This window comes from Actinocorallia sp. API 0066 (genome assembly GCF_020991275.1).
Lineage (GTDB): Bacteria > Actinomycetota > Actinomycetes > Streptosporangiales > Streptosporangiaceae > Actinocorallia.
This window is the reverse complement of record NZ_JAJLQY010000016.1, coordinates 1-22885: the sequence shown is the minus strand read 5'-3', so window position 1 is coordinate 22885 and position 22885 is coordinate 1. Positions and strand designations below refer to the sequence as shown.

Genomic DNA, 22885 nt, shown 5'->3' with positions numbered 1-22885 from the left:
CCCGCCAGGCGGGGTAAAGGCGCGGCCCGGATCAGGTGTAGAGGGCGTCGATCTCTTCGGTGTACTTGGTGTGGATGACCCGTCGCTTGAGCTTCAGGGTCGGGGTGAGCTCCTCGGTCTCGGCGGTCCACTCGCCGTCGAGCAGCGCCCACTTCTTCACCTGCTGGACGCGGGCGAGGCGGGCGTTGGCGTCCTCGACGGCCTTGCCGACCTCCTCCAGCACCAGCGGGTGCTTGGAGAGGGCCGCCACCGAGGTGTCCTCGATGCCGCGCGCCGCGGCCCAGACGGGCGCGACCTCGCCGTCGAGGGTGAGCAGCGCGACGACGAAGGGCCGCCGGTCGCCGTAGGCGAGGGACTGCCCGATGAGCGGGTGCTCCTTGAGGTGGTTCTCGATGAGGGACGGCGCGATGTTCTCGCCGCCCGCGGTGATGAGGAGTTCCTTCTTGCGGTCGACGATGGACAGGTAGCCGTCCTCGTCGATGCGGCCGATGTCGCCGGTGGCGAGCCAGTCGCCGTCGACGTAGAGGTCGGCGGTGGCCTCGGCCCGGTTGAGGTAGCCGGGGGTGCAGGTGGTGGACTGGACGAGCACCTCGCCGTCCTCGCCCAGCCTGATGCCCACGCCGGGGAAGGGGCGGCCGACGGTGCCGAGCTTGAACAGGCCGTTGGTGTTGGCGGTGACGGCGCCGGTCGTCTCGGTCATGCCCCAGACGTCGAGGATCGCGATGCCGAGGCCGGAGAAGAACTTGGCGACCTCCAGCGGCAGCGGCGCCGCCGCGCTCATCGCGTGCACGACCCGGTCGAGGCCGAGCAGCGCCCTGATCTTCGACAGGACCGCCTCGTCGGCGGCCTTGAACTGGGCCTCCAGCTCGGGTGAGGCGGTGCCGCCGTTCTCGCGGGCGGCGATGTAGGCGCGGCCCACGGCCATCGCGCCCTCGATGGCCGCCTTCTTGGCCTCGTCGGTCTCCATGGACAGGAACGCGGTGATCCCGGCCATGATCTTCTCCCAGACCCGGGGCACGCCGAAGAACGAGTTCGGGCGGACCTGGCCCAGCACCGCGGTCAGCTGGGCGGGGTCGGGGCAGAAGTTGACGTGTCCGGCCAGCTCCATCGCCATGTAGTAGGAGATGACGCGGTCGGCGATGTGCGCGAACGGCAGGTAGGAGACGATGGCCGGGTGCTCGGGAAGGCCGGCGGTCTCCCGGGAGCAGAGCGCCTCGTACATGGCCATGCGGTGGGTGATGGGCACGCCCTTGGGGTTGCCCGTGGTGCCCGAGGTGTAGAGCAGCGTCAGCGTGTCGGTGTCCTGGATGGACTTGGCGCGCTCTTCGACGGCGGCAGGGTCGGCGGCGTAAGCCGACTCGCCGAGGGCGGCGAAGTCGGCCCAGGAGATGTAGCGGTCGCCATCGGGGCAGTCGTTGACGACGATGACCTTGCGCAGCTCCGGTAGCTGGTCCAGGACGGGCTGCCAGCGGGCGAGCTGGTCGGGCCCTTCGAGGACGGCGAAGGCCGCCGCGGCGTCGGCTGCGACGTACTGCACCTGCTCGGGCGCGAGCGTCGCGTAGACGGTGCTGGGCACGCCGCCCGCGTGTACGGCGGCGAGGTCGGCGAGGATGTGCTCGGAGCGGTTGGACAGCATCAGCGCGACGACCTCGCCGTGCTGGAGACCGAGCGCGGTGAGGCCGGCGGCGAGCTTCAGCGCGCGGTCGCGGACGTCGGCCCAGGTCAGGGTCGGGCCGCCCAGGTCGGTGTAGGCGGGCAGGTCGCCGTGTTTCTCAGCGGTCTCCTGGAGAAGCGTGCAGACGGTCCGTCCAGCGATCTGAGCGTCGTACGCGGCCCGCTCCTCATTGACGGCCGTGGTGGTGCTCATGGGTGCGCGCCTCCGTAAACGTTCACTTATGCGTCGGGGACGTCCATGGGACCATGGACGGACGCTTGAGACAAGACCCGTTTCCCGATGTGTCGCCAATCGTGTCCGCGCGCCCACCCGACCTGCGAGGAAACAGGGGTTCCGCCCATTGCCGGAGGCCCATCAGGCGCCCTTCCGCCGCCGGTGCGCGTCCCGGAGCGGGGCCGCCGACGCCGGGAGGACGCCGGGAAATTGTCAGGTTCGCCAGGGATTGCCGGGGCCGATTGTCATGAACCGTAGTGGCCGATCTCCGGTGGTTTCGGCATAGTGCTGAGCCTGCCCTGGTCTGTCGTGACCCGTGTGACCCCGCCCGGTGAATCCCCGCCCCCTGGAGGACCGCATGCCCGCGTTCGAGGTAGACGAGCGGCATCCGCCCATCAAGCCGCGGCGGGTGAGCTTCGACTGGGAGAACACCCCGCTGCACTGGATCCCGGGTCACCCCGTCGCGACCCACATGATCAACTCGTTCCACCTCGTGCTGCCCGAGGGCGAGCGCTGGTTCATCCAGTGCGTCCAGGACGCCAAGCCCGAGATCAAGGACGAGCGGCTGCTTGAAGAGATCAAGGGCTTCATCGGCCAGGAGATGGTGCACGCCCGCGCGCACGGCAGCTTCCTCACCGAACTGCTCGACACGCACGGCATCGACCACCGCAGGATCACCGAGGCGGGCGAGGCGGGCAACAAGGCGCGTCCGGCCGAGCGGGCCAAGCTCAAGCCGCGCGCCCGGCGCCGGATGCTGAGGTTCGAACTGTCGGCGGTCTCGGCGATCGAGCACTACACCGCGGTCCTCGGCCAGTGGATCCTCAACAACGACGACCTGGACAAGGCGGGCGTCGACCCGACCATGCTCGACCTGCTGCGCTGGCACGGCGCCGAGGAGGTCGAGCACCGGTCGGTCGTCTTCGACGTCTACAAGGCGCAGGGCGGTGGCTACCTCACCCGGGTGGCCGGCTGGCTCGTCTCGCTGACGTTCCTGTACTGGGCGCTCATCGGCGGCGCGAAGTTCCTGCTGGACCGCGACCCCACGCTCGGCCGCAAGCCCACCTTCCGCTGGATGTACCGGGAGTACCGCAGGGCGGCCAAGGCGAACCTGGTGCCCAGCCTCTTCCGGCTGCTCGTTGTGGAGGGCCTGATCTACCTGAAGCCGGGCCACCACCCGTCGCACATCGGCGACACGCCCCAGGCGCTGGAGTACCTGCTGAGGTCGCCCGCCGCCAAGGCCGCGGGCTACGACCCGTACTAGGCGACGCGTCAGCTGTTGAGGTAGCCGACGAGCGCCTCGCGCTCGGTCTCCAGTTGGTCGATCGCGCTCTTGACGACGTCGCCGATGCTGACGATGCCGACGAGCCGGCCGCCGTGCACCACCGGCAGGTGCCGGATCCGGTGCTCGGTCATCACCTGGCGCAGGCCCTCGACGTGGTCGTCCGGCGCGCAGGTGCGGACCGGATGGGTCATGATCGCCGACACCGGGCCGTCCAGGACCGCGGGTCCGTGCTCGTGCAGCCGCCGCACCACATCGCGTTCGGAGGCGATGCCGGCGATCTCGCCGCCGTCCACCACCACGACCGCGCCGATGTTCTGTTCGGCGAGCACGGCGAGCAGGTCCCGGACCGTGACGTCCGGCGAGACCGTGGCCACCTGGTGGCCCTTGCCGCGAAGAATGTCAGAGATCCGCATGGCCTCGCCCTCCTTTTGCACACGGTCGCACGTTCCGGGCCGTTCGCCTAGGGCCCCCCGGGGGGCCTTTACCGGAATCCGGGCGGCCTACGCCCTGGACATCACCCTTTGCCCTGGTTCGTCACTGGGCTCCGGCCATCGCGGCCAGGAACTCGCCCGGCAGCACGATGTCGGCGCCCTCGCCGCGCGTCTCCAGCAGCGCCAGATCGCCGTCCCGCCACCAGAACAGCGCCGGGCTGAGCGAGCCGGGGCCCTCCTCGTAGGCGGCGCGAGTGTGCTCCTTGAGGCCCGCCGCCGCGCGCAGCGCCGCGCCGGGGCCGACGTCCTGGCCGAGCGGGAACGCGATCACCGTGCTGCGGTTCGGCACCGCCACCAGCGCGCCGCGCGTCCCCAGCTCCAGGTACTGCTCAAGCCAGGCCAGATGGGTGGCCGCGTAGAACGTCCAGCCGTGCAGCAGGTGCACCGGCATGCCGTCCACCTCGTGCAGCTCGCGCTGCAACGGCCCGTCGGAGTGCACGCCGTCGCGGCCGAGCGCGAACAGTTCGTTCATCGGGGCGGGCCAGGCCGCCATCTCCTCGCGCGTCACCGTGCGGACGGTCGTCGGGGTGTCCACCACGACGACCTCGATCAGTCCTGGCGCGAACGGGCGGGCGGCGAGCATGCCGTTGTCGGCCTCGGCCGGGTAGACGCGGGTGCGCAGCAGGTGCCGGGCCAGCGAGAAGTCACTGAGGTCCAGCGGCTCCTCGATCGCCGTGATGATCGTGGTGACGTGGTCGGCCACCACGGCCGGCCAGTCGTCGCGCGGCACGAGACGCGCGAGCTGCCGCAGGTTGCGCATGCCGACGTGCAGCCGTCCCGCGCCCTCCAACAGCATGACGTCGCCGGGAACCCGGGTGCAGGAGTAACCGAGGTTCTCGGCGACCAGCACCACGAGGGAGTCCAGGGCGGCCTCGTCGCCGTCCCGACGGCTCCCGCTCATGGGATCCTCCCCCCACACACGGCGTCACCCAGGAAGCTTGACAGCAAGAGACCTTCCGGCGGAAGACCCCACAGGGTGCTGATCTCTCCGGTCCGCCCGGCCTGCCCGAAAGGTCCAACTGATCCCTCATGCCATCCCTTCCCACGGGATCGCGGTCGGCCCGGGTGATGGGAGACTGGGAAGAGTCATGAGACAGACCCCGCACATCCTCGTGGTCAACGGGACCAAGGTCCGCCGGCCGGTTTTTGTCGTGGGCGCGCCCCACTCCGGCACCGGCATGGTCGCCCGTGCGCTCAAGCGCTCCCCGGGCTTCCACCTCACCCGCGGCCGACCCGAGGTGACCAAGCTCGTGTACGCGTTCGCCCGGCGCCCGTCACTGGCGGCCGAGCAGGGCAGGGGCGCGGCGCGGGTGCTGCGCGACGCCTACGCCGAGGCGTGGCGGCTGACCCCCGGCTCCTGCCGCGCCTGCCCCGCCGAGTGCCGCGCGCTGTCGGGCTCCGCCGAGCCGCGCGGCGAGTGCGCCGACCCGGCCGCCGTGCACCGGTTCGCCGACGCCACCCCGGATCTCATCTACAGCACCGACGTGCTGCTCGACGCGTTCCCCGACGCCCAGTTCGTCCAGCTGATCCGGGACGGCCGGGACGTCGTCGCCGCGATGCTGGGCGACGAGCGGTGCCTGGCCTGGTTCAAGCCCGGCATCCTCAACCTGGACCACGTGTTCCCGCACCCGTTCCTCGGGGTGGACGACCCGGCGTGGCGCAAGCGCTGGCCGGAGGCGAGCACCGCGATCAAGTGCGCGCTGCGCTGGCGCGGCTCGGTCCGGCTGAGCGCGTCGCTGCGCGCCCAGGTCCCCGAGGACCAGTTGCTCACCCTCCGCATGGAGGACGTCGTGGCCGACCCGTCGGGTTCCGCCGCCCGGCTGTCGGACTACCTGGACGAGACGGTCTCCCGCGACGCGCTCACGGCGGCGACGTCCCGCCACCGGCCCGACGCGGGCCGCGACCTCCCCGCCCTGCCCGGCTCCCCGCCGACCACCTGGCGCGAGCTCCTCACCCCCCGCCAGATCGCGCAGATCCACAAGATCGCCGGCAAGGAGCTGGGGCGACTCGGTTACTCGAAGGACTGAGTGCCAGGGCGCAGATCGTCGGCGAGCCAGCCGATGGCCAGGCCGGTGGCGGCCATGCCCAGGATGAGGGCGGTGACGCGGACGTGGAACGGACGCATGGGGTCTCCAGTTCTTCCGATTCCGACCGGAATGTCGTTTTTAGGGTGCGCCGGGTCCGTGACGGACACGCCAACGCGGGGGCGCGGGGCGGCGAACACCCGGGATACTGCGGGAAGGGCTCAGGCGGCCGGACGCCACACGTCGTCGTTCGGGCCGCGCCCCGGGACGCAGCGGTACTCGACCCGGCCCACGGTGCCGACCGCGCCGCGCGCCGGGCACTGCTCGCCCGGCCGTACCGTGCCGTCCGGGTAGGCGCCCTTGTCCAGCACCCAGACGGTGTCGCTCGCCCCCTGGGCCTTGACACAGCGGAGTTGGCGGCCCTGCGCCGTCCGGTCGATCTGGCCCGCGACCTCGCACCCGCCGCCCTGCGCGGCCGGGCCGGTGGCCGACGGGCTGACGAAGACGGTCTTGCCCGCGACGGTCACCGTGACCGTCGGGTTGGGCGTCTCAACGGGCCCGGTGAACCGGTTCGGCGAGGACCGCGAGCCCGGCACGGTGCCGGAGCACCCGGCCAGCGCGACCGCCACGCACAGACCCGCCCCCACCGACTTGATCATGGCAGCTCCCCCGAGACCGATGACCGCCCGCGCCGGACGGGTGGGACCGGTCGGCACGGTCGCCCTCAGTCAGTGACCGAGAGCACAGTGTCATCATCCTAGCGGAGCGTCCGAAGGCTCCTCCTGCGGGGCGAACTGGGTGCGGTACAGCTCCGCGTACACGCCGCCCCGGGCGAGGAGTTCGTCGTGCCCGCCGCGCTCCACGATCCCGCCGTCGCCGACCACGAGGATCAGGTCGGCCTCCCGGATCGTGGAGAGCCGGTGCGCGATCACCAGCGACGTCCGTCCCACGAGCGCGGTGCGCAGCGCCTTCTGCACGGCGACCTCGGACTCGGAGTCCAGATGCGCGGTGGCCTCGTCCAGGACGACGACCGCAGGGGCCTTCAGCAGGAGACGGGCGATCGCCATCCGCTGCTTCTCGCCGCCCGACAGGCGGTGGCCCCGGTCGCCGACCACGGTGTCCAGGCCGTCCGGCATGTCCGCCACCAGATCGCGGATCTGCGCGTCGCCCAGCGCCGTCCAGATCTCCTCGTCGGTGACGCCGGGACGGGCGTAGGCCAGGTTCTCCCTTATCGTCGCGTGGAACAGGTGGGCCTCCTGGGTGACCACCCCCACGGTGTCCGCCAGCGAGGCCAGCGTCAGGTCGCGGACGTCGTGCCCGTCGATCCGCACCGCCCCCTCGGTGACGTCGTACAGCCGGGAGACGAGCTGGGTGATCGTGCTCTTGCCCGCCCCGGAGTGCCCGACCAGCGCGACCATCCGGCCGGGCGGGGCGGTGAACGACACGTCGTGCAGCACCTCGCGGCCCGGCGTGGTGTCGCTCCTGGCGATCGACTCCAGCGACGCCAGCGACACCTCCTCGGCCGACGGGTACCGGAACGTGACCCCGGCGAAGGTGATCTCCGGAGCGCCCTCGGGCACGTACGCGACGGCGCCCTCGCGCTCCCTGACCATGGGCTCCAGGTCGAGCACCTCAAAGACCCTGTCGAAGCTGACCAGCGCCGTCATCACGTCGACCTGGACGTTGGACAGCGCGGTGAGCGGCCCGTACATCCGGTTGAGCAGCGCGGCGAGCGCCACCAGCGTGCCGATCTGCATCGCCCCGTCCACCGCGAGCGCGCCGCCCACCCCGTAGATCGCGGCGGTGGCCAGCGCGGCGACGAGGATGAGCGCTGTGAAGATCACCCGCCCGTACATCGCGGACAGCACACCGACGTCACGGACCCGGCCCGCCTTGCGGGAGAAGCCCAACGACTCCTCGTCGGGGCGGCCGTAGAGCTTGGCGAGCACCGCGCCCGCCACGTTGAACCGCTCGGTCATGAGCGAGCCCATCTCGGCGTCCAGCACCATCTGCTCGCGGCTGATCTTCTGCAACCGCCGTCCGATCACCCTGGCCGGGATCACGAACACCGGAAGGAGCAGCAGCGCTATCAAGGTGATCGGCCACGACAGATAGAGCATCGCGACGAGCACGAGCGCAAGGCTGATGACGTTCGACACCACCGAGGACAGGGTGGTCGTCAGCGCGCGCTGGGCCCCGATCACGTCGTTGTTCAGCCGGGACACCAGCGCGCCCGTCTGGGCCCGCACGAAGAACGCGACGGGCATCCGCTGCACGTGGTCGAAGACCTGGGTGCGCAGGTCGTAGATCAGGCCCTCCCCCACCCGGGCGGAGAACCAGCGCTGCGCGAGCGACAGGACGGCGTCCGCCAGCGCCAGCCCGGCGAGGGCGACGGCCAGCCAGACGACGACGGCGAGGTTCCCCGGCACCACACCCTTGTCGATGATCTGCTGGATGATCAGCGGTCCGGCCACCACGATGACGGCGGACAGGGCGTTCAGACCGAGGAACCAGGCGATGTCCCGCTTGTAGGGGCGGCCGTAGCCCACGATGCGGCGGACCGTGCCGGGCCTGAGCCGTTCGCGCTTCACCGACGAGTCCCTGCGATAGGACCGCATGGTGGCGAAACCGTTGCCCGGCATGCCCATGGGCGTCAACTCCTCGAACTGGACTGCACCTCCAGGTGCAAGGAGTCGATCTTGCCCGTTATTCCTGGTGTGCCGCCATCGGGGTCACGGTACGAGACGGAACGACTGCGCCACGCGCTCGGCCGCGCACTGCTCGTCCAGGGAGTTCGCGGGGGCCTGCTGGAGCAGCGCCTTGGTGGCGCGGGCCGCCCCGGCGTCCACCGCGAGCAGCGACGTGACCAGCTCGTTCACCGCGTCGTCCAGCTCCCCGCTCTTGGCGACCCGCTCGACGAGGCCGAGTTCACGGGCCTCCTCGGCGCCGATGTTGCGGGCGGTCAGGCAGATCTCCAGCGCGCGCGGCAGGCCCACGATGTCCACGAGGGGCTTGGTCCCGGTCAGGTCCGGGACGAGGCCGAGCGCGGGCTCCTTCATGCAGAACCGGACGTCCTCCGCCGCGATCCGCAGGTCGCAGGACAGGGCGAGCTGGAAGCCCGCGCCGATCGCGTGGCCGTGCACGGCGGCGATCGTGGTGAAGCGCGGGTCCCGCAGCCAGCGGAAGCCCTCCTGGTAGACGGCGATCAGCTCGACCAGCTCGGGGCGCGCGATCCCCCGCGGCAGCGCCGGGCCCTCGCCCGGGATGCCCTCGGGGGTGAAGGCCCTGACGTCCAGGCCCGCCGAGAACGACGGCCCCTCGCCCTTCAGGACCACCACCCGGACCGTCTCGGGCAGTTCCCGGCCCAGGGAGGCCAGGCCCGCCCACAGGGCCGGAGACTGCGCGTTGCGCCGCTCCGGACGGTTCAGGGCGATCTCCGCCACCGCGCCGTCATGGTTGTACTCGAGCCGAAGCCCGGCCTTCTCCAGATCCGTCATCACACGCCTCCTCCACGAGGCGCCCTCCCGCCTGTCGGGTGGGCGCGCCAAGGCGCGGAACGCGGACCCCCGGGCCCGCCACCGCGACCGAACCGAATGTTACTCGGAAGTATCGGGCACGGTATGTGGCGGGCCTGCCGGGACCTCGGGCGCGGGTACGCGCGGCCCGGCCTGGTCAGCCCTTCTTGCCGCGGGTGGCGCCGCCCCGTCCCCGCAGGTTCACTCCCGACTCCGTGAGTATCCGGTGGATGAATCCGTAGGAACGGCCGGTGGCGGCTGCCAGGGCGCGGATGCTCTCGCCTGCGTCGTACCTCTGCTTGAGTTCGCCGGCGAGCCTGTCGCGCTCGGCACCGGTCACGCGGGTGCCCTTCTTCAGGGTTTCTGCCACGAGTACCTCCCGTAGTGATGTGGTGACCGCTGCGTTATCTGCCCCCATGATCAGACATCTTCGCCGCTTCGGCTACCCGCTAGGCCAGAAAAGATCTGCCTCCTTGCTGAGACGGTCAAGCCAGGGCCACCAGATCGGCGAATTCGTCACTCCAGATGTCTTCGACACCATCGGGGAGCAAAATCACGCGTTCCGGTTGGAGGGCGGTCACCGCGCCTTCGTCGTGGGTCACCATCACGATCGACCCGGTGAAGGTGTTGATGGCGCCGAGGATCTCTTCCCTGCTGGCCGGATCGAGGTTGTTCGTGGGCTCGTCCAGGAGCAGCACGTTGGCCCTGGACACGACCAGTGTGGCCAGCGCCAGCCTGGTCTTCTCACCGCCGGACAGGACGCCCGCGGGCTTGTCCACGTCGTCGCCGGTGAACAGGAACGAACCCAGGATCTTGCGCGACTCGACCTCCGGCAGATCGGGCGCCGCGGACTTCATGTTCTCCAGCACGGAACGGTCGTGGTCGAGAGTTTCGTGCTCCTGGGCGTAGTAACCCAGACGAAGTCCATGACCCGCGACAACACTTCCCGTATCGGGCTTTTCAACGCCCGCGAGGAGACGCAGCAGCGTCGTTTTCCCCGCTCCGTTCAGTCCAAGCACGACGACCCGGCTGCCCCTGTCGATGGCGAGCCCGACATCTGTGAAGATCTCCAAAGATCCGTACGATTTAGACAAACCGTCCGCGGCGAGGGGGGTTTTGCCACAGGGAGCCGGTTCCGGGAAGCGGAGCTTGGCCACCCGGTCGGACTGCCGCTCCCCCTCGACGCCCGACATGAGCCGGTCGGCGCGCTTCAGCATCTGCTGCGCCGCCTTGGCCTTGGTCGCCTTCGCGCGCATCTTGTCGGCCTGCGTCTGGAGGTGGGTCGCCTGCCGTGCCGCGTTCGCGAACTCGCGCTTGCGCCGCTTCTCGTCCGCCTCGCGGGTGTCCAGGTACTTCTTCCAGCCGACGTTGTACATGTCGATCACGGCGCGGTTGGCGTCCAGGTGGAAGACCCGGTTCACCACCGCCTCCAGGAGGCCCACGTCGTGGCTGATGATCACCAGGCCGCCCTGGTGGCCGCGCAGGAAGTCGCGCAGCCAGACGATCGAGTCGGCGTCCAGGTGGTTGGTGGGCTCGTCCAGGAGCAGCGTGTCGGCGTTGGAGAACAGGATCCTGGCCAGCTCCACCCGGCGCCGCTGGCCGCCGGACAGGGTGCGCAGCGGCTGGCCCAGCACCCGGTCGGGCAGGCCCAGGCTGGAGGCGATCGCGGCGGCCTCCGACTCGGCCGCGTAGCCGCCCAGGACGTGCAGGCGGTCCTCGGCCCTGCCGTAGCGGCGGACCGCCTTGTCGCGGGCCGCCCCGGTCTGCGTCGCCATCGCCTCCTCGGCGGCGCGGAGTTGGCGGAACACCTCGTCCAGGCCACGGGCGGCGAGGATGCGGTCGCGGGCGAGCACTTCGAGATCGCCGCTGCGGGGGTCCTGCGGGAGGTAGCCGAGCGTGCCCGAGCGCGTCACCTCACCGGCGGCGGGCAGCGCCTCGCCCGAGAGGACCTTGGTGAGCGTCGTCTTGCCCGCGCCGTTGCGGCCGACGAACCCCACCCTGTCGCCCGGATTGACGCGGAACGTCGCGTTCTCGATGAGCAGGCGGGCGCCCGCGCGCAGCTCGATGTCCTTGGCGATGATCACGGTACTGGAATCTCCCCGGGGTGTGCTGGTCGGCTCCGCTCGACGCCCTCGGCGGAGGCACAGGGAGCCGCCACAGTCTACGTGGCGGCCGTTACGGGCAGCGAACGCTTTCCGCCCACACCCGACGCCGCTCGGGCGCCGCTCCGACGCGCGGAAAGCGGGGTTTCGCCGGTCTTGGGGCGGCGAAGCTCCATGATGGGTCACGACAGCCCGCCGCGCCGCGCCGTGCCACCGTGACCCGGCTCACGGCCTCCGCCGCGACCGCACACACGAGAGGGGCGACGATGCCCGAGATCACCGGCCCTGTGGCCCAGGGAACGCCGTGCTGGATGAACCTGTCGGCCCCGGACGCGCAGGCCGCGCGGGAGTTCTACGCGCCGCTGTTCGGCTGGGAGTACGAGGTGGCGGGCGCGGAGTACGGGCACTACGTCGTCGCCCAGCGCCGGGGCCTGGCCGCCGCGGGCATCCAGGGCGACGCTGAGGGCCGCGCCTCCTGGGGCCTGTACTTCGCGGTGGACGACTGCGACGCGGCCGCCGAGCGGGCCGTCAAGGCCGGGGCGGAGGTCGTCATGCCCGCCGACGAGGCGGGGGAGCTGGGCCGGATGGCGGTGCTGACCGACCCGCAGGGCGCCGAGTTCGGGCTCTGGTCGGGCGCGGGCCACGTCGGGGCCGAGGTGGTGGACGAGCCCGGCGGGTTCGTCTGGAACGAGCTCGTGACGGCCGACACCCGCGCCGCCGCCGACTTCTACGGGACGGTCCTGGGCCTCGGGGCGGCGCCGCTCCAGCCCGGCGTGGACTACCTGACGCTGCGGATAGACGAGCGTCCCGTCTGCGGGATCTTCGGGGTGCCCAGGACGCGGCTGAACGCCGTGCAGGGCGGGAACGCCGCCTGGAAGGTGTACTTCGGCGTCGAGAGCGCCGAGGAGGCCGTCGCGGCGACGACGGCGCGGGGCGGGCTCGTCGTGCAGCCGCCCGTGGACTCGCCGTTCGGCCGCTTCGCCGTGCTCACCGACCCGTTCGGCGCCGAGTTCGCCGCGATGGCGGTGCCCGCCTTCGAAGACCAGCCCGGCGGCTAGCGGGACAGGGCCCGGATGAGGTCGGCCACCCGGACGATGCCCTGGCAGCGGCCTATCTCGTCGGTCACGACAAGGTCGTCGTAGACGCGCTCCTCGTCCCGTCCGGCGGCGCGCAGGGCGGCGACGGCCGGGACGGTCTTGGGCACCAGCCGAGGCTGGTCGGCGAGCCGGAACGCGGGCTTGGACGCGTGCAGGGCGTGCCCGAACGGCCCCGACAGCGTCAGCAGGAACCTCGACCTGTTGACGGTCGCGCGCGGCCGGTTCCTGGCGTCCACCAGGACGATGCTGCTCGTGCCGTCCGCCCCGTGCAGCGCCTCCAGCACATCCCCGGCGCTCGCCCCCTCCGGCAGCGTGACGGCCGGGAGGGTGAACTCCGAGACGCGCGGCCCCAGGTCGGCCGTACCGGGATGGTCGTCCCGCGCGACCGGCACCGGGACCGTCACCGGCTGCCCGGGACGCCAGTCGGGCGGCGTCAGCAGGGGGCCCTGCACCAGGCGGACGCCGAGGGCGCGCAGCTTGATGAGCTGCTCCTCGGTCTGCACGCCGGGCGCCAGCACCCGCGTGCCCATCCGGTGCGCGACCGTCACCAGGCCCTCGACCAGCGCGGCCCGGCGCGGGTCGGCGACGGCCCGGCGGGCGAGGTCGCGGTCCAGCTCGACCATCGACGGCGTGCCGTCGATGAGCAGGTCGAGGGGGGCGTGCGCGGCGCCCAGGCCGCCGTACGCCACCGGGTAGCCCGCGTGCCTGAGGTCGGCGACGCCCGCCGCCACCGAGGCCCGCACGGCCGGCGGGAAGCCGCCCGCGACGCACACGATGACGTCGCGCGGATGGCGTCCCGCCTCGTGCAGCCCGTGGTGGAGCCGGGTCAGCGGACCCCGGCCGAGCGCGAGTGTCTCGGCTCTGATCGTGATCCGCAGCGGCAGGGTCACCCCGGACAGCGCCCGCGCCCCCTCCAGGGCCTTGCGCACGTCCTCCCCCGCCGGATCGGAACTCACCTCAGCCGGAACGGGCGGTCCGGCATGCGCCGTCACCGCCACGACGGAGCCCGAGTCGAGATCGACAACGGGCTGGAAGAGCGCACCGCCGGCCACTCCGGCCGGGAGCAGGGTGTCCATAACAGCCACATCGGCATCATCCCGCCGAGTCCCGGACCGATCCACAGTCCAGCGCCGACGTTCACCCAGATTTCGCTGAACCAGCGACGCACGTCACGCTGGACGCGCGGCCGGGCACTAGAAGTCGCCGGCGACCACTATCGAGACGATGTAGGTGAGCCCCGCCACGGCCGCCAGGTAGGGCAGCGGCCCCAGCTCGGCGCCTCGCAGCGCCTGGACGACGACGGCGGCGACGAGGCCCGCCACGAGCACGTCCCCCGTCATCGCGGCGGCGCGCAGATGGCTCCGCCCGCTGCGCCCCCGCCCGAACGACTCGCTCACGGCGAGCCCCCGCTCGTCCCGCCTGTAGGCGAGCTGGATCCCGTACCCCAGGAGCACGGCCCCCGCTATCAACCCGGCGACGGCCTCCTCCCGGTACACGAGCAGCCCCGCCACCCCCACCCCCGCGAGCATCGCGAAGACCGGTACCACCCATCCCTGCCGACCACGGCGTTCCGGAGCAAGCCACATGCCCCCATCCTCCCCCACCCAACCCCCCGACGCCCAGATCTTCCCAACGCCTGTCGCCCAAGATCCACCGACCCCTCCGCCCCTCCCCGAGAACACGAGGTGGTGCGAGGGGTGGGGTGGGGTGGTTAGGGTGCTGGCGTGGCGCAGTTTCGGATGAACGGCTCGAGCATGGTGGCCGTGGACCTTCGTGGAGAGACCATCAGGGCTCTCAACGGGTCGATGGTGGCCTACGAGGGCCAGATGACGTTCAAACGTCAGGGGATGACGGGCGGCGAAGGGCTCATGGGCGCGGTGCGCCGCAGGGTCGCCGGCGAGTCGATCACCCTGATGGAGATCACGGGCCAGGGGACGGTGTACCTGGCGCACGAGGCGACCGAGATCAACCTTGTGCCGTTGCAGGGCGACACGCTGCTCGTCGAGTCCGACAGCCTCCTCGCCCTGGACGGCCAGTTGCAGACCGGCGTCCAGTTCACCGGGCTGCGCGGGATGAGCACGGGGCAGGGCCTGGCCACCACCAAGGTGGAGGGGCACGGGACCGTCGCGATCCTCTCGGACGGGCCCGCGATCGCCCTGGAGGTGACGCAGGGGCAGCCGCTCCAGGTGGACCCACAGGCTTACGTCGCGCACCGGGGCCAGCTCCAGCAGGACTTCGTCACCGACGTGAACTGGCGGACGGTGCTCGGCCAGGGCACGGGCGAGAGCTTCCAGCTCAGGTTCACCGGCCACGGCCTGGTCTACATCCAGCCCGCCGAGCGCGGCGGCGGCTTCGCGGCGGAGGTCTGATGCCCGGCTACAGCGCGGTCAACAAGAAGATGATCCAGGTGCCGGTCGGGCCGGGCGGCGAGCTGTACTCCAAGCGCGGCGCCATGCTCGGGTACGTCGGCGCGGTCACCTTCACCGGCACGACGACGGCCGGGGCGGGCCTGGGCGCGACGTTCGGCCGCGCGATGGCGGGCGAGAACGTCGGCATGATGCACGTGACGGGCCAGGGCAGCGTCATGTTCGGCCACCGCGGCCTGTACGTGGAGATCGTGGAGTTGCAGGGCGACGTCCTGTACGTCGAGGCGGACCGGCTGCTGGTGCACGACGCGTCGCTCCAGCGCGGCACGATGTTCCTCGGCGAGCAGGGCGGCCTGTCGGGCGTCATCCGGGGCCAGGTGACGGGCCAGGGCCTGTTCACCACGACGCTGACGGGCCACGGCTCGCTGGCGCTGCTGTCGCACGGCGGGGTGATCCAGCTCCCGGTCCAGCCGGGACGTCCCGTCTACGTCGATCCGCAGGCGTACGTGGCGCACCGGGGCCAGATCCAGAACCGGCTGAAGACGGCGGTGGGGCTGCGCGACCTCATCGGCCGCGGCTCCGGCGAGGGATTCCAGCTTGAGCTGTCCGGCCAGGGCGTGGTGTACGTCCAGGCCAGCGAGAGGAAGATCTGACATGGGCTACCCGCCTCAGCAGCCCCCGTACGACCCCTATGGCCAGCAGCCGCCCTACGGCCAGCCGGGGTATGGCCAGCCCGGGTACGGGCAGGCTCCGCCGCCGCCTTACGGGCAGCCCCAGCAGCCTTACCCTCCGCAGCCCGGCTACCCGCCGCCCGGTGCCGTCCCGCAGCAGGCCGCCTATGACGCTCCGCCTCCGATCGCGACGTACAACGCCGCGACGCTGCCGAACGACGACAACGTCAACCCGTACGCCTTCTCGGTGAACCTGAACGGCCGCTGGTTCATCCAGAAGGGCAAGATGATCGCCTACTACGGGCAGATCCGGTTCGAGGCGCTGTCGGCGGGTCCCCTGGACGCGCTCGTGGCGGGCCACTTCCACTCGCCGCTCTACGCGCACGACTGGGTGGTGGCCGAGGGCCAGGGCAAGCTCCTACTCGGCGACCGCGGCTACGACCTGAACTCCTACGACCTGGAGGACGGCAACCTCACCGTCCGGGCGACGAACCTGCTGGCGTTCGACCCGAACCTCAGCCTGAAGCAGTCGATCATCCCGGGCTTCCTCACCCTCATCGGGACGGGCAAGTTCATCGCCGCCTCGAACGGCCCCGTGCACTTCGTGGAGCCGCCGATCCGGTTGGACCCGCAGGCGGTGCTGGGCTGGGCCGACGTGCCGTCGCCGTGCCACCACTACGACCACGGCGCCGTCCGGGGTGTGCTGGGCAACGCGCGCGCCCTCTTCGGCATCGGGCCGTCGTCGGGCGAGGAGCACCAGTTCGAGTTCACCGGCGCGGGCACCGTGCTGATGCAGTCGTCGGAGAAGGTCGCGGACTCCTCGGCGCAGGTGCGCGAGTTGGAGTCCCAGATCGGGATGCTCGGTGTGGGCGGCCTGCAGCGGCTGCACCAGGTCATCGGGCAGCGGCTCGCGGCGGAGCGGCACGACGATTGACCATCCCGTGTCTTTTCTCGGAGGATCGGTACCTACACCGACCAATTCGGAAGGACACGGGCATATGCAGCGCAGTCGCCTGTTCGACACCGCAGCCCTGCTCGCCCGCACCGCCGTGGGCGTCGTTTTTGTCGCGCACGGCTGGCTGAAGATCGAGGACGGCATCACCGCGACCGCCGTCGAGTTCGCCGCGCTGGGCGTGCCGCTGGCCAAGGCCGCCGCCGTCTACGCGACCTTCGCCGAGCTGCTGGGCGGGGTCGCCCTCATCGCCGGGCTGGGGCTGCCGGTCGCCGGCACCGTCCTGTTCCTCGACATGGCCGGCGCGTTCGCGTTCGTGCACGTCACCGAGGGGCTGACGGCGCCGGAGGGGTTCGAGCTCGTCATCGTGCTCGGCATGGCGAGCCTGCTGTTCGCGGCGGGCGGCGGCGGGAACCTCACCCTCGACCACGCCCTGCGGGTGCGCCGGACACGCGGCGAGGAGCTGAGGGACTTCCTCCCGCCAGACGACGACGGCGGCGCCCCGCCCTATCTGCCCGCCGCCCGCGAACCGGCCCCCGAGGTCGAAGGGCACACCGGCCCCGACCCGGCCGACCGCTTCACGCCCGAGGCGACGGTGCCCGACGGCGTCACGGCCCCCGAAGCCGCCCCCGGCGACGTGGTCGTCGCCCGAGGCCGCGCGCGGCGGACCCGTCAGGAGAAGGACGCGAAGTAGGACGCGGCCATGTCCTCGCCGCCGTGGCCCTGCTCGGCGGCGCGGCGCAGCCGTTCCAGGCCCGCCTGCGCGAGGTCGAGCCGGACACCCGCCTGCTCGGCCTCGTGCACGATGAGACGGGCGTCCTTGGCGGCGGTGTCCACCGTGAAGGACGGCGGGGTGAAGGAGCCCGAGCGGATGACGTCGGCCTTCAACCGCAGGTAGCCCATGTCCAGGCCGCCCCCGGCGATCGCGTCGAGGAACTGGCCGGGATCGACGTCGAGGGCCTTGGCGAGCGCGAGGGTCTCGCCGACCGCGTTGTTCACCGCGAGGACCCAGCTGTTCACGACGAGCTTCAGCCGGGTCGCCTCGCCCGGATCCGCCTCCATCCAGACGGTCTGCGCGCCGATGGCGTCGAAGACGGGCTTGAGCGTGCCCCAGACGCTGTCGGGGGCGGCGGCCAGGATGGTGAGCTGGCCCGCCTCCGCGGGGGCCCTGGTGCCCAGCAGGGGCGCGTCCACGTACACGAGCCCGTTGTCGTTCGCGAACCCGGCGAGCAGGTCCACGTCGTCCGGCGAGGCCGTCGACGACTGCACCCACAGCGCGCCGGGACGCAGCCCCGGCGCGGCCTGCCGCATGACGTCGAGGGCCGCGTCGCCGTCGAACAGGACGGTCATGACGATCTCGGCGCCCGCGACGGCCTCCGGCGGGGTGGGCGCCGCGTAGGCGCCCTCTCTGGCGAGCGCCTCGGCCTTCTCCTTGGTCCGGTTCCAGACGCGGACCCGGTGCCCGGCTTTGAGCAGGTTCCTGGCGATCGGTTCGCCCATGATCCCGGTTCCCAGCACCGCAACGTCCATGTCCCCGCCCCTCACTCAAGGTCATTTTTCCCCCTTCCCCGGTCACCGCCCTCCAAATCCCCGGAAGGCGGGCGGGACCGTCCGCCCACGCCGACCACGGGGCGGGTCCCGGATGTTGGTACCGTCGGTCGCCGGGAGAGGCGCACGTCCAGGGAGCGTGATGCGCAGAGGGTTCCGCCACCCGACCCAGGTGATCGTCGGTGGCTTCGGCGCCGCGGTCGCGGTGGGCACCGGGCTGCTCGCGCTCCCCGTGGCGTCGGCGGACGGCGAGGGCGCGGGGCTGCTCACGGCCTTGTTCACGGCCACCTCGTCGATCTGCCTGACCGGCCTGGCCGTCGTCGGCACCGACACGCACTGGTCGGTGTTCGGCGAGGTCGTCATCATGCTGCTCATCCAGACCGGCGGCCTCGGCATCATGACGCTCGCCACACTCTTCGCGCTCCTGCTGTCGGGCCGTCTGGGGCTGCGCGCGCGTCTCCTGGCCGCCACCGAGAACAAGACGCTCACCGGCAGCGACCTGAGGCGCGTCATCCGCAACGTCGTCATCTTCAGCCTCGCGACGGAGGCGGTGCTGGCGACGATCCTGGGCCTGAGGTTCGTCCTCACCTACGGGTACGGGGCCGGGTCCGGCGCCTACCTCGGCGTGTTCCACGCGGTGGCGGCGTTCAACAACGGCGGGATCGCGCTGTGGCCCGACGGCGTCGTGCGGTTCGCGTCCGATCCGTGGATCTGCCTACCGCTGTGCTTCGGCGTCATCGTAGGCGGACTCGGCTTCCCCGTCGTGTTCGAATTGGCACGTTCCTGGCGGCGGCCCGCGCGCTGGTCCGTCCTCACCAAGATCACCGTCGGGATGACGGCGCTGCTGCTGACCGGCGCGACAGCCGTCTTCACCGTGTTCGAATGGGACAACCCGCGCACCCTCGGCGCACTCGAAGGCGGCGGGAAACTCCTCGCCGGGTTCTTCGCCGGCGTCATGCCGCGCTCGGGCGGGTTCAACAGCATCGACATCGCCGCGATGCGGCCGGAGAGCTGGCTCGCCACCGACATCCTCATGTTCGTCGGCGCGGGCAGCGCGGGCACCGGCGGCGGCATCAAGGTCACCACGTTCGGGCTGCTCGCGTTCGTGCTGCTCGCCGAACTGCGCGGCGACACCAGCGTCAACGTCGGCAACCGCAGGATCCCGCAGGACACCCAGCGGCAGGCGCTCACCATCGCGCTGATCGGCGTCGGCGTCGTCGCGACGGCGACGTTCACGCTGCTCGTGATCGTGCCGCACACCCTCGACCAGGTGCTGTTCGAGGTGATCTCGGCGTTCGCGACGGTCGGGCTGTCCACCGGGATCACGTCGAGCCTGCCCGCGGCCGGGCAGCTCATCATCATCTTCCTCATGTTCATCGGCCGCGTCGGCCCGGTGACGCTGTTCACCGCGCTCGCCCTGCGGGAACGGACAAGACTGTACGAACTACCCGAGGAGCGACCGATCGTTGGCTGAGAAAGACAACCTGCCCGTCGTGGTCATCGGCCTCGGCCGGTTCGGCAGCTCCATCGCGCTGGAGCTGACCCGGCTCGGCACCGAGGTGCTGGCCATCGACCACCGGTCCAAGGTGGTGCAGTCGCTCGCCGGGGAGCTGACCCAGATCGTCACCGCCGACTCCACCGACCTGCAGGCCCTCAAACAGCTCGGCGTGCCCGACTTCTACCGTGCCGTCGTCGCGATCGGCAGCGACATCGAGGCGAGCATCCTGACGACGTCGCTGCTGGTCGAACTGGGCGTGGAGAACATCTGGGCGAAAGCCATCAGCCGCCAGCACGGCCGCATCCTTGAGCGGATCGGGGCGAACCACGTCGTCCTCCCCGAACACGACATGGGCGAGCGGGTCGCGCACCTCGTGAGCGGCCGGATGCTCGACTACGTCCAGATCGACGAGAACTACGTGCTGGCCAAGACCCGCCCCCCGCGCGAGGTCGTCGGCGTCCCCCTCGGCGAGACCAACCTCCGCCGCAAACACGGCGTCACCATCGTCAGCGTCAAACCCAAGGGCGAGCAGTACACCTACGCCACCGAAGAGACCGTCCTCCAGTACGACGACCTCATCCTCGTCGCGGGCCCCACCAACAAGGTAGAACGCTTCACCGACCTGTAGCGGACGCGGCGGAAGCCCGACCCCTGAGGGGACGGGCTTCCGGCCGGGGTGGGGTGTCAGTTGAGGGTGAAGGTGATGGTGCGGGTGTTGCCTGCGACGTCGTGGACGACGAGGGTGTTGACGCCCTGGACGGCGCCGAAAACGCCAGGCTTCACAAAGTTCAGGTCGGACCAGGCGTTGTCGGTCAGGTCCTTGACCTTGCCGTTGAGGACGACCCTGTCGATCTTTCCGGCGTCGTGGAGTTTGAAGCTGACGAGGTCGTAGCCGGTCGCGTCGCCGACGGTGTAGGTGGCGCCCTCCTTGACCGTCGCGGTCGGGGCCGTCGTGTCGATCGTGAAGGCGGCGGTGCCGGTCGGGGCGATGTTGCCCGCGAGGTCCTGCGCGTTGTACTTGACCGTGTAGGAGCCCTCGGGCAGCGTCACCGTCGCCTCGTGCGTGCCGGACTTCGCGCCGTTGACGGCGGTCTGGGTGCTCTTGACCAGGGTGCCGTCCTTGTAGATGTTGGCCACGATACGGCGCAGGCCCGTCTCGTCGGACGCGTCCACCTTCACCGTCAGGGCCCGGAACGGGCCGGCCGTGGTCGGCGCGACGAGGGTGGCGCGCGGCTTCACGGTGTCGGCGGGCGCGGGCGGCGCCGCCTGCTCCAGGACGACCTGGTCGACCGTCCAGAACGCGCTGTTCGTCCCGGTGTAGCGGAAGCGGAACTGGGCCGTCCCGGCGCCCTCGGGGACGTCGAACGCGAGGCGCTCGATCGTGTTGGCGGGCGCCGTGTAGTTCTTCAGCACCCGGGGCGCGCCGCCGTCGAAGCTCACCGCGACCTCGGCCGACTGCGGGCCGTCGATCGCGTACCGCGTCGCGTAGACGAGCGTCGCGGTGGCCGCGCCGGTGAGCGGGTAGGCCGGGCTCACCAGGGTGGAGTCGAACTGTCCGGCGCCGTGGCTTCTGTCGTCCCACTCGTCGGAGTCGGCGACGGCGAACACGTCGCGTGCCCGCACGTTCGTCTCGCGGCCCTGGTTGCGCTCGGCCTGGGTCCAGAACTCGTCGGTGGTGAACGACCAGCCCGCCCACTCCGTCACGCCGCCCGAGGGCATCCGCGAGTTGTCGATCGACCAGCCCTCGGGGGCGGTGCGCGTCCAGCCGAGCACGTTCGCGCCGATGCCGGTCTCGTCGACGCGGGTGCGCAGCGACGGGCGCAGCGCGTCGAACGCGTCCGGCCGCAGCGAGCTGATCGGCGCGCCGTCGAGCTTCCAGGCCGGGTCGACCGGGATGCCGACGGCGTCCAGGACGGTCGGGGCGATGTCGGAGATCTTCACGTCGTGCCGAGTGCCCGGCGCGATGCCCGCGCCGGACGCGATCACGAACACCTTGCGTTCGGCGATGCTGTTGCCGCCGTGCCCGCCGGTCGGGGTGTGCCCGTGGTCGCTGGTGACGACGACGAGCCACTCCTCGGTGTCGGGCCTGGCGTCCACGGCCGCCAGGATCGTGCCGATACGGCCGTCGGCGACCCTGAGCGCGGTCCGGTAGGCGGCGCCGTTCGTGCCGACGCTGTGCCCGGCCCCGTCCACCTCGTCGAGGTGCACGAACACGTCGTCCGCGCCACCGGCGATCGCGGCGACCGCGTTGGCCGTCGTCGCCGCGTCCGACCCGGAGCCGCCCGCGACCCGCGAGTCCACCGCCGGACCAAAGATCGTCGTGACGATCGGCCCCCACGTCCCGACGGCTGCCGTCGACCGCTCCGGCTTCGCCGCCTCCACCCGCGTCAGGTAGTCGGGGTACTCCCCGTAGTTCGGCGAGCCGAAGGCGTTGTCGGTGACCCGGTGCTTGTCAGGCCACACCCCCGTGGCGATCGTCGACCAACTCGGCCCCGAGACCGTCCCCGCCATCGGCAACGCCTGCAGGTTGCTCGTCCCCACCATGCTCCGCGCCATCAACGCGTCCAGGTGCGGCGTCTCCGCCCCCGCCAACGCATCAAACGAGGCCCCGTCCACCCCAATCACCAACGTCTTGACCACCCCTCCCGGCGCCGCCTGCACAGCCCCGCCCAGACCGGCGACCAACGAAGCAGCCAGCACAGTTGTAGATACAGCACCAACGACCCGCATCGGCGGCATCATCCCTCCAAATCCAGAACTCTCCCAGGCACGGAAGCCCCGCACCACCCCCGAGTCTCCACCCCCACCCCCCACCCCCACACCCCTCCCCCAAAGTTGTCAATACACGTCCCCCCCCGGTTCACCCACCCCACCCACCCCACTGCCAGCGGCAGCGGCAGCGGCAGCGGCAGCGGCAGCGGCAGCGGCAGCCAACAGCATCACAAGCCAACCGCCCCGATGCCCCCCACCACCTCCACCGAGAACCCCAGGTCAGCCGGTCTCCCACTCCTCGCGCACCGGACGAACCCAACCCCAACCCCAACCCCAACCCCAACCCCAACCCCAACCCCAACCCCAACCCCAACCCCAACCCCAACCCCAACCCCAACCCCAACCCCAACCCCAACCCCAACCCCAACCCCAACCCCAACCCCACTCGGTCACCGCTTCGCGGCGGCGCCTTTCTCAGTGCGGCACTCAATGCGAACGCACAGCCCCCTGTCGCAAGTCCCGCCCAGCCCCACAGAAAACCTCATGCGTTCCCACATCCACAGAACCAGCGCAGTACTCACTTGCCACACGGACCCGAGCCACGTGGAACTGCACCGGCATGGCGAGCACTCAGAAAGCGCGGCCACCGCGCCACGTAGGCACGATGGTTTTCACGTGTGGTCACTCGCTGATCAGAGCGTCAACGCCTCCGCAACGATCCACCCGCGCGCTCGCGCCG

The 22885-nt window shown here is 71.2% G+C and carries 21 protein-coding genes; 9 read left to right on the top strand and 12 right to left on the bottom strand.

Annotation, left to right across the window (positions count from 1 at the left end):
• Positions 1-31: 31 nt before the first annotated feature.
• Positions 32-1867: a long-chain fatty acid--CoA ligase gene (locus LO762_RS30015; RefSeq protein ID WP_230619514.1), complete on the bottom strand. Its 1836-nt coding sequence runs from the start codon at positions 1865-1867 to the stop codon at positions 32-34.
• Positions 1868-2246: 379 nt separating this feature from the next.
• Here LO762_RS30015 and LO762_RS30010 point away from each other — a divergent pair, with 379 nt between their 5' ends.
• Positions 2247-3149 carry a metal-dependent hydrolase gene (locus LO762_RS30010; protein ID WP_230619513.1) on the top strand — a complete coding sequence of 301 codons (903 nt, stop codon included), beginning with the start codon at positions 2247-2249 and terminating at the stop codon, positions 3147-3149.
• 8 nt (positions 3150-3157) lie between these two features.
• Here the strand turns inward: LO762_RS30010 and LO762_RS30005 are convergent, their stop codons facing one another.
• Together LO762_RS30005 and LO762_RS30000 are read right to left on the bottom strand one after the other, a co-directional pair.
• Complete coding sequence (locus LO762_RS30005; protein WP_230619512.1) at positions 3158-3583, bottom strand: CBS domain-containing protein; 426 nt, start codon at positions 3581-3583, stop codon at positions 3158-3160.
• Between the two features lie 121 nt (positions 3584-3704).
• Positions 3705-4562, bottom strand: a complete 858-nt coding sequence (locus LO762_RS30000; protein ID WP_230619511.1) for a hypothetical protein — start codon at positions 4560-4562, stop codon at positions 3705-3707.
• Between the two features lie 187 nt (positions 4563-4749).
• On the opposite strand from LO762_RS30000, the gene LO762_RS29995 reads away from it, so the two are divergent.
• Positions 4750-5688, top strand: a complete 939-nt coding sequence (locus LO762_RS29995) for a sulfotransferase (protein WP_230619510.1) — start codon at positions 4750-4752, stop codon at positions 5686-5688.
• A 218-nt stretch (positions 5689-5906) separates the two neighbouring features.
• On the opposite strand, the gene LO762_RS29990 is transcribed toward LO762_RS29995, so the two are convergent.
• From LO762_RS29990 to LO762_RS29970, 5 genes are all read right to left on the bottom strand, one after another.
• Positions 5907-6344, bottom strand: a complete 438-nt coding sequence (locus LO762_RS29990) for a hypothetical protein (protein WP_230619509.1) — start codon at positions 6342-6344, stop codon at positions 5907-5909.
• Between the two features lie 93 nt (positions 6345-6437).
• On the bottom strand, positions 6438-8333 hold the full coding sequence (locus tag LO762_RS29985; protein ID WP_230619508.1) for an ABC transporter ATP-binding protein: 1896 nt from the start codon (positions 8331-8333) through the stop codon (positions 6438-6440).
• Between the two features lie 84 nt (positions 8334-8417).
• Positions 8418-9182, bottom strand: coding sequence for an enoyl-CoA hydratase/isomerase family protein (locus tag LO762_RS29980; protein ID WP_230619507.1), 765 nt, complete (start codon positions 9180-9182; stop codon positions 8418-8420).
• A 175-nt stretch (positions 9183-9357) separates the two neighbouring features.
• Entirely contained in the window at positions 9358-9570 is a 213-nt protein-coding gene (locus tag LO762_RS29975; RefSeq protein WP_308104791.1) for a helix-turn-helix domain-containing protein, read from the bottom strand.
• 115 nt (positions 9571-9685) lie between these two features.
• On the bottom strand, positions 9686-11284 hold the full coding sequence (locus LO762_RS29970) for an ABC-F family ATP-binding cassette domain-containing protein (protein WP_230619505.1): 1599 nt from the start codon (positions 11282-11284) through the stop codon (positions 9686-9688).
• 284 nt (positions 11285-11568) lie between these two features.
• Here LO762_RS29970 and LO762_RS29965 point away from each other — a divergent pair, with 284 nt between their 5' ends.
• On the top strand, positions 11569-12360 hold the full coding sequence (locus LO762_RS29965; RefSeq protein ID WP_230619504.1) for a VOC family protein: 792 nt from the start codon (positions 11569-11571) through the stop codon (positions 12358-12360).
• Here the strand turns inward: LO762_RS29965 and LO762_RS29960 are convergent.
• Both LO762_RS29960 and LO762_RS29955 read right to left on the bottom strand, forming a co-directional pair.
• Positions 12357-13475, bottom strand: a complete 1119-nt coding sequence (locus tag LO762_RS29960) for an EAL domain-containing protein (protein WP_230619503.1) — start codon at positions 13473-13475, stop codon at positions 12357-12359. The two genes, LO762_RS29965 and LO762_RS29960, sit on opposite strands and share 4 nt — an antisense overlap.
• 117 nt (positions 13476-13592) lie before the next feature.
• Positions 13593-13985, bottom strand: coding sequence for an ABC transporter permease (locus LO762_RS29955; RefSeq protein ID WP_230619502.1), 393 nt, complete (start codon positions 13983-13985; stop codon positions 13593-13595).
• Between the two features lie 153 nt (positions 13986-14138).
• Here LO762_RS29955 and LO762_RS29950 point away from each other — a divergent pair, with 153 nt between their 5' ends.
• The 4 genes from LO762_RS29950 (at position 14139) to LO762_RS29935 (ending at position 17082) form a co-directional block, all read left to right on the top strand.
• A complete protein-coding gene (locus LO762_RS29950) occupies positions 14139-14768 on the top strand; it encodes an AIM24 family protein (protein WP_308104835.1) in 630 nt (209 codons plus the stop codon).
• A complete protein-coding gene (locus tag LO762_RS29945; RefSeq protein ID WP_230619501.1) occupies positions 14768-15418 on the top strand; it encodes an AIM24 family protein in 651 nt (216 codons plus the stop codon). Before LO762_RS29950 ends, LO762_RS29945 begins: the two co-directional genes overlap by 1 nt.
• Position 15419: 1 nt before the next feature.
• On the top strand, positions 15420-16370 hold the full coding sequence (locus LO762_RS29940) for an AIM24 family protein (protein WP_230619500.1): 951 nt from the start codon (positions 15420-15422) through the stop codon (positions 16368-16370).
• A 64-nt stretch (positions 16371-16434) separates the two neighbouring features.
• Positions 16435-17082, top strand: coding sequence for a DoxX family protein (locus tag LO762_RS29935; protein WP_230619499.1), 648 nt, complete (start codon positions 16435-16437; stop codon positions 17080-17082).
• Here LO762_RS29935 and LO762_RS29930 read toward each other — a convergent pair.
• Positions 17061-17918 carry an NAD(P)-dependent oxidoreductase gene (locus LO762_RS29930; protein ID WP_230619498.1) on the bottom strand — a complete coding sequence of 286 codons (858 nt, stop codon included), beginning with the start codon at positions 17916-17918 and terminating at the stop codon, positions 17061-17063. The genes LO762_RS29935 and LO762_RS29930 overlap by 22 nt on opposite strands.
• 160 nt (positions 17919-18078) lie before the next feature.
• Between LO762_RS29930 and LO762_RS29925 the strand changes: the two genes are divergently transcribed.
• Both LO762_RS29925 and LO762_RS29920 read left to right on the top strand, forming a co-directional pair.
• Positions 18079-19410, top strand: coding sequence for a TrkH family potassium uptake protein (locus LO762_RS29925; protein WP_230619497.1), 1332 nt, complete (start codon positions 18079-18081; stop codon positions 19408-19410).
• The gene (locus LO762_RS29920; protein ID WP_230619496.1) at positions 19403-20062 is read left to right on the top strand and encodes a TrkA family potassium uptake protein; all 660 of its coding nucleotides are present in this window, start codon (positions 19403-19405) and stop codon (positions 20060-20062) included. Before LO762_RS29925 ends, LO762_RS29920 begins: the two co-directional genes overlap by 8 nt.
• A 56-nt stretch (positions 20063-20118) precedes the next feature.
• Here the strand turns inward: LO762_RS29920 and LO762_RS29915 are convergent, their stop codons facing one another.
• A complete protein-coding gene (locus LO762_RS29915) occupies positions 20119-22164 on the bottom strand; it encodes an alkaline phosphatase family protein (protein WP_255688072.1) in 2046 nt (681 codons plus the stop codon).
• Between the last annotated feature and the right edge of the window lie 721 nt (positions 22165-22885).

Excerpts from the sequence above, each read along its gene's own strand:
- LO762_RS30015 (WP_230619514.1), bottom strand. The coding sequence starts at position 1,867 with ATGAGCACCACCACGGCCGTCAATGAGGAGCGGGCCGCGTACGACGCT.
- LO762_RS29990 (WP_230619509.1), bottom strand. The coding sequence starts at position 6,344 with ATGATCAAGTCGGTGGGGGCGGGTCTGTGCGTGGCGGTCGCGCTGGCC.
- LO762_RS30000 (WP_230619511.1), bottom strand. The coding sequence starts at position 4,562 with ATGAGCGGGAGCCGTCGGGACGGCGACGAGGCCGCCCTGGACTCCCTC.
- LO762_RS29980 (WP_230619507.1), bottom strand. The coding sequence starts at position 9,182 with ATGACGGATCTGGAGAAGGCCGGGCTTCGGCTCGAGTACAACCATGAC.
- LO762_RS29965 (WP_230619504.1), top strand. The coding sequence starts at position 11,569 with ATGCCCGAGATCACCGGCCCTGTGGCCCAGGGAACGCCGTGCTGGATG.
- LO762_RS29995 (WP_230619510.1), top strand. The coding sequence starts at position 4,750 with ATGAGACAGACCCCGCACATCCTCGTGGTCAACGGGACCAAGGTCCGC.
- LO762_RS29930 (WP_230619498.1), bottom strand. The coding sequence starts at position 17,918 with ATGGACGTTGCGGTGCTGGGAACCGGGATCATGGGCGAACCGATCGCC.
- LO762_RS29935 (WP_230619499.1), top strand. The coding sequence starts at position 16,435 with ATGCAGCGCAGTCGCCTGTTCGACACCGCAGCCCTGCTCGCCCGCACC.
- LO762_RS29940 (WP_230619500.1), top strand. The coding sequence starts at position 15,420 with ATGGGCTACCCGCCTCAGCAGCCCCCGTACGACCCCTATGGCCAGCAG.
- LO762_RS30005 (WP_230619512.1), bottom strand. The coding sequence starts at position 3,583 with ATGCGGATCTCTGACATTCTTCGCGGCAAGGGCCACCAGGTGGCCACG.
- LO762_RS29915 (WP_255688072.1), bottom strand. The coding sequence starts at position 22,164 with ATGCGGGTCGTTGGTGCTGTATCTACAACTGTGCTGGCTGCTTCGTTG.
- LO762_RS29950 (WP_308104835.1), top strand. The coding sequence starts at position 14,139 with ATGAACGGCTCGAGCATGGTGGCCGTGGACCTTCGTGGAGAGACCATC.
- LO762_RS30010 (WP_230619513.1), top strand. The coding sequence starts at position 2,247 with ATGCCCGCGTTCGAGGTAGACGAGCGGCATCCGCCCATCAAGCCGCGG.
- LO762_RS29955 (WP_230619502.1), bottom strand. The coding sequence starts at position 13,985 with ATGTGGCTTGCTCCGGAACGCCGTGGTCGGCAGGGATGGGTGGTACCG.
- LO762_RS29985 (WP_230619508.1), bottom strand. The coding sequence starts at position 8,333 with ATGGGCATGCCGGGCAACGGTTTCGCCACCATGCGGTCCTATCGCAGG.
- LO762_RS29925 (WP_230619497.1), top strand. The coding sequence starts at position 18,079 with ATGCGCAGAGGGTTCCGCCACCCGACCCAGGTGATCGTCGGTGGCTTC.
- LO762_RS29960 (WP_230619503.1), bottom strand. The coding sequence starts at position 13,475 with ATGGACACCCTGCTCCCGGCCGGAGTGGCCGGCGGTGCGCTCTTCCAG.
- LO762_RS29945 (WP_230619501.1), top strand. The coding sequence starts at position 14,768 with ATGCCCGGCTACAGCGCGGTCAACAAGAAGATGATCCAGGTGCCGGTC.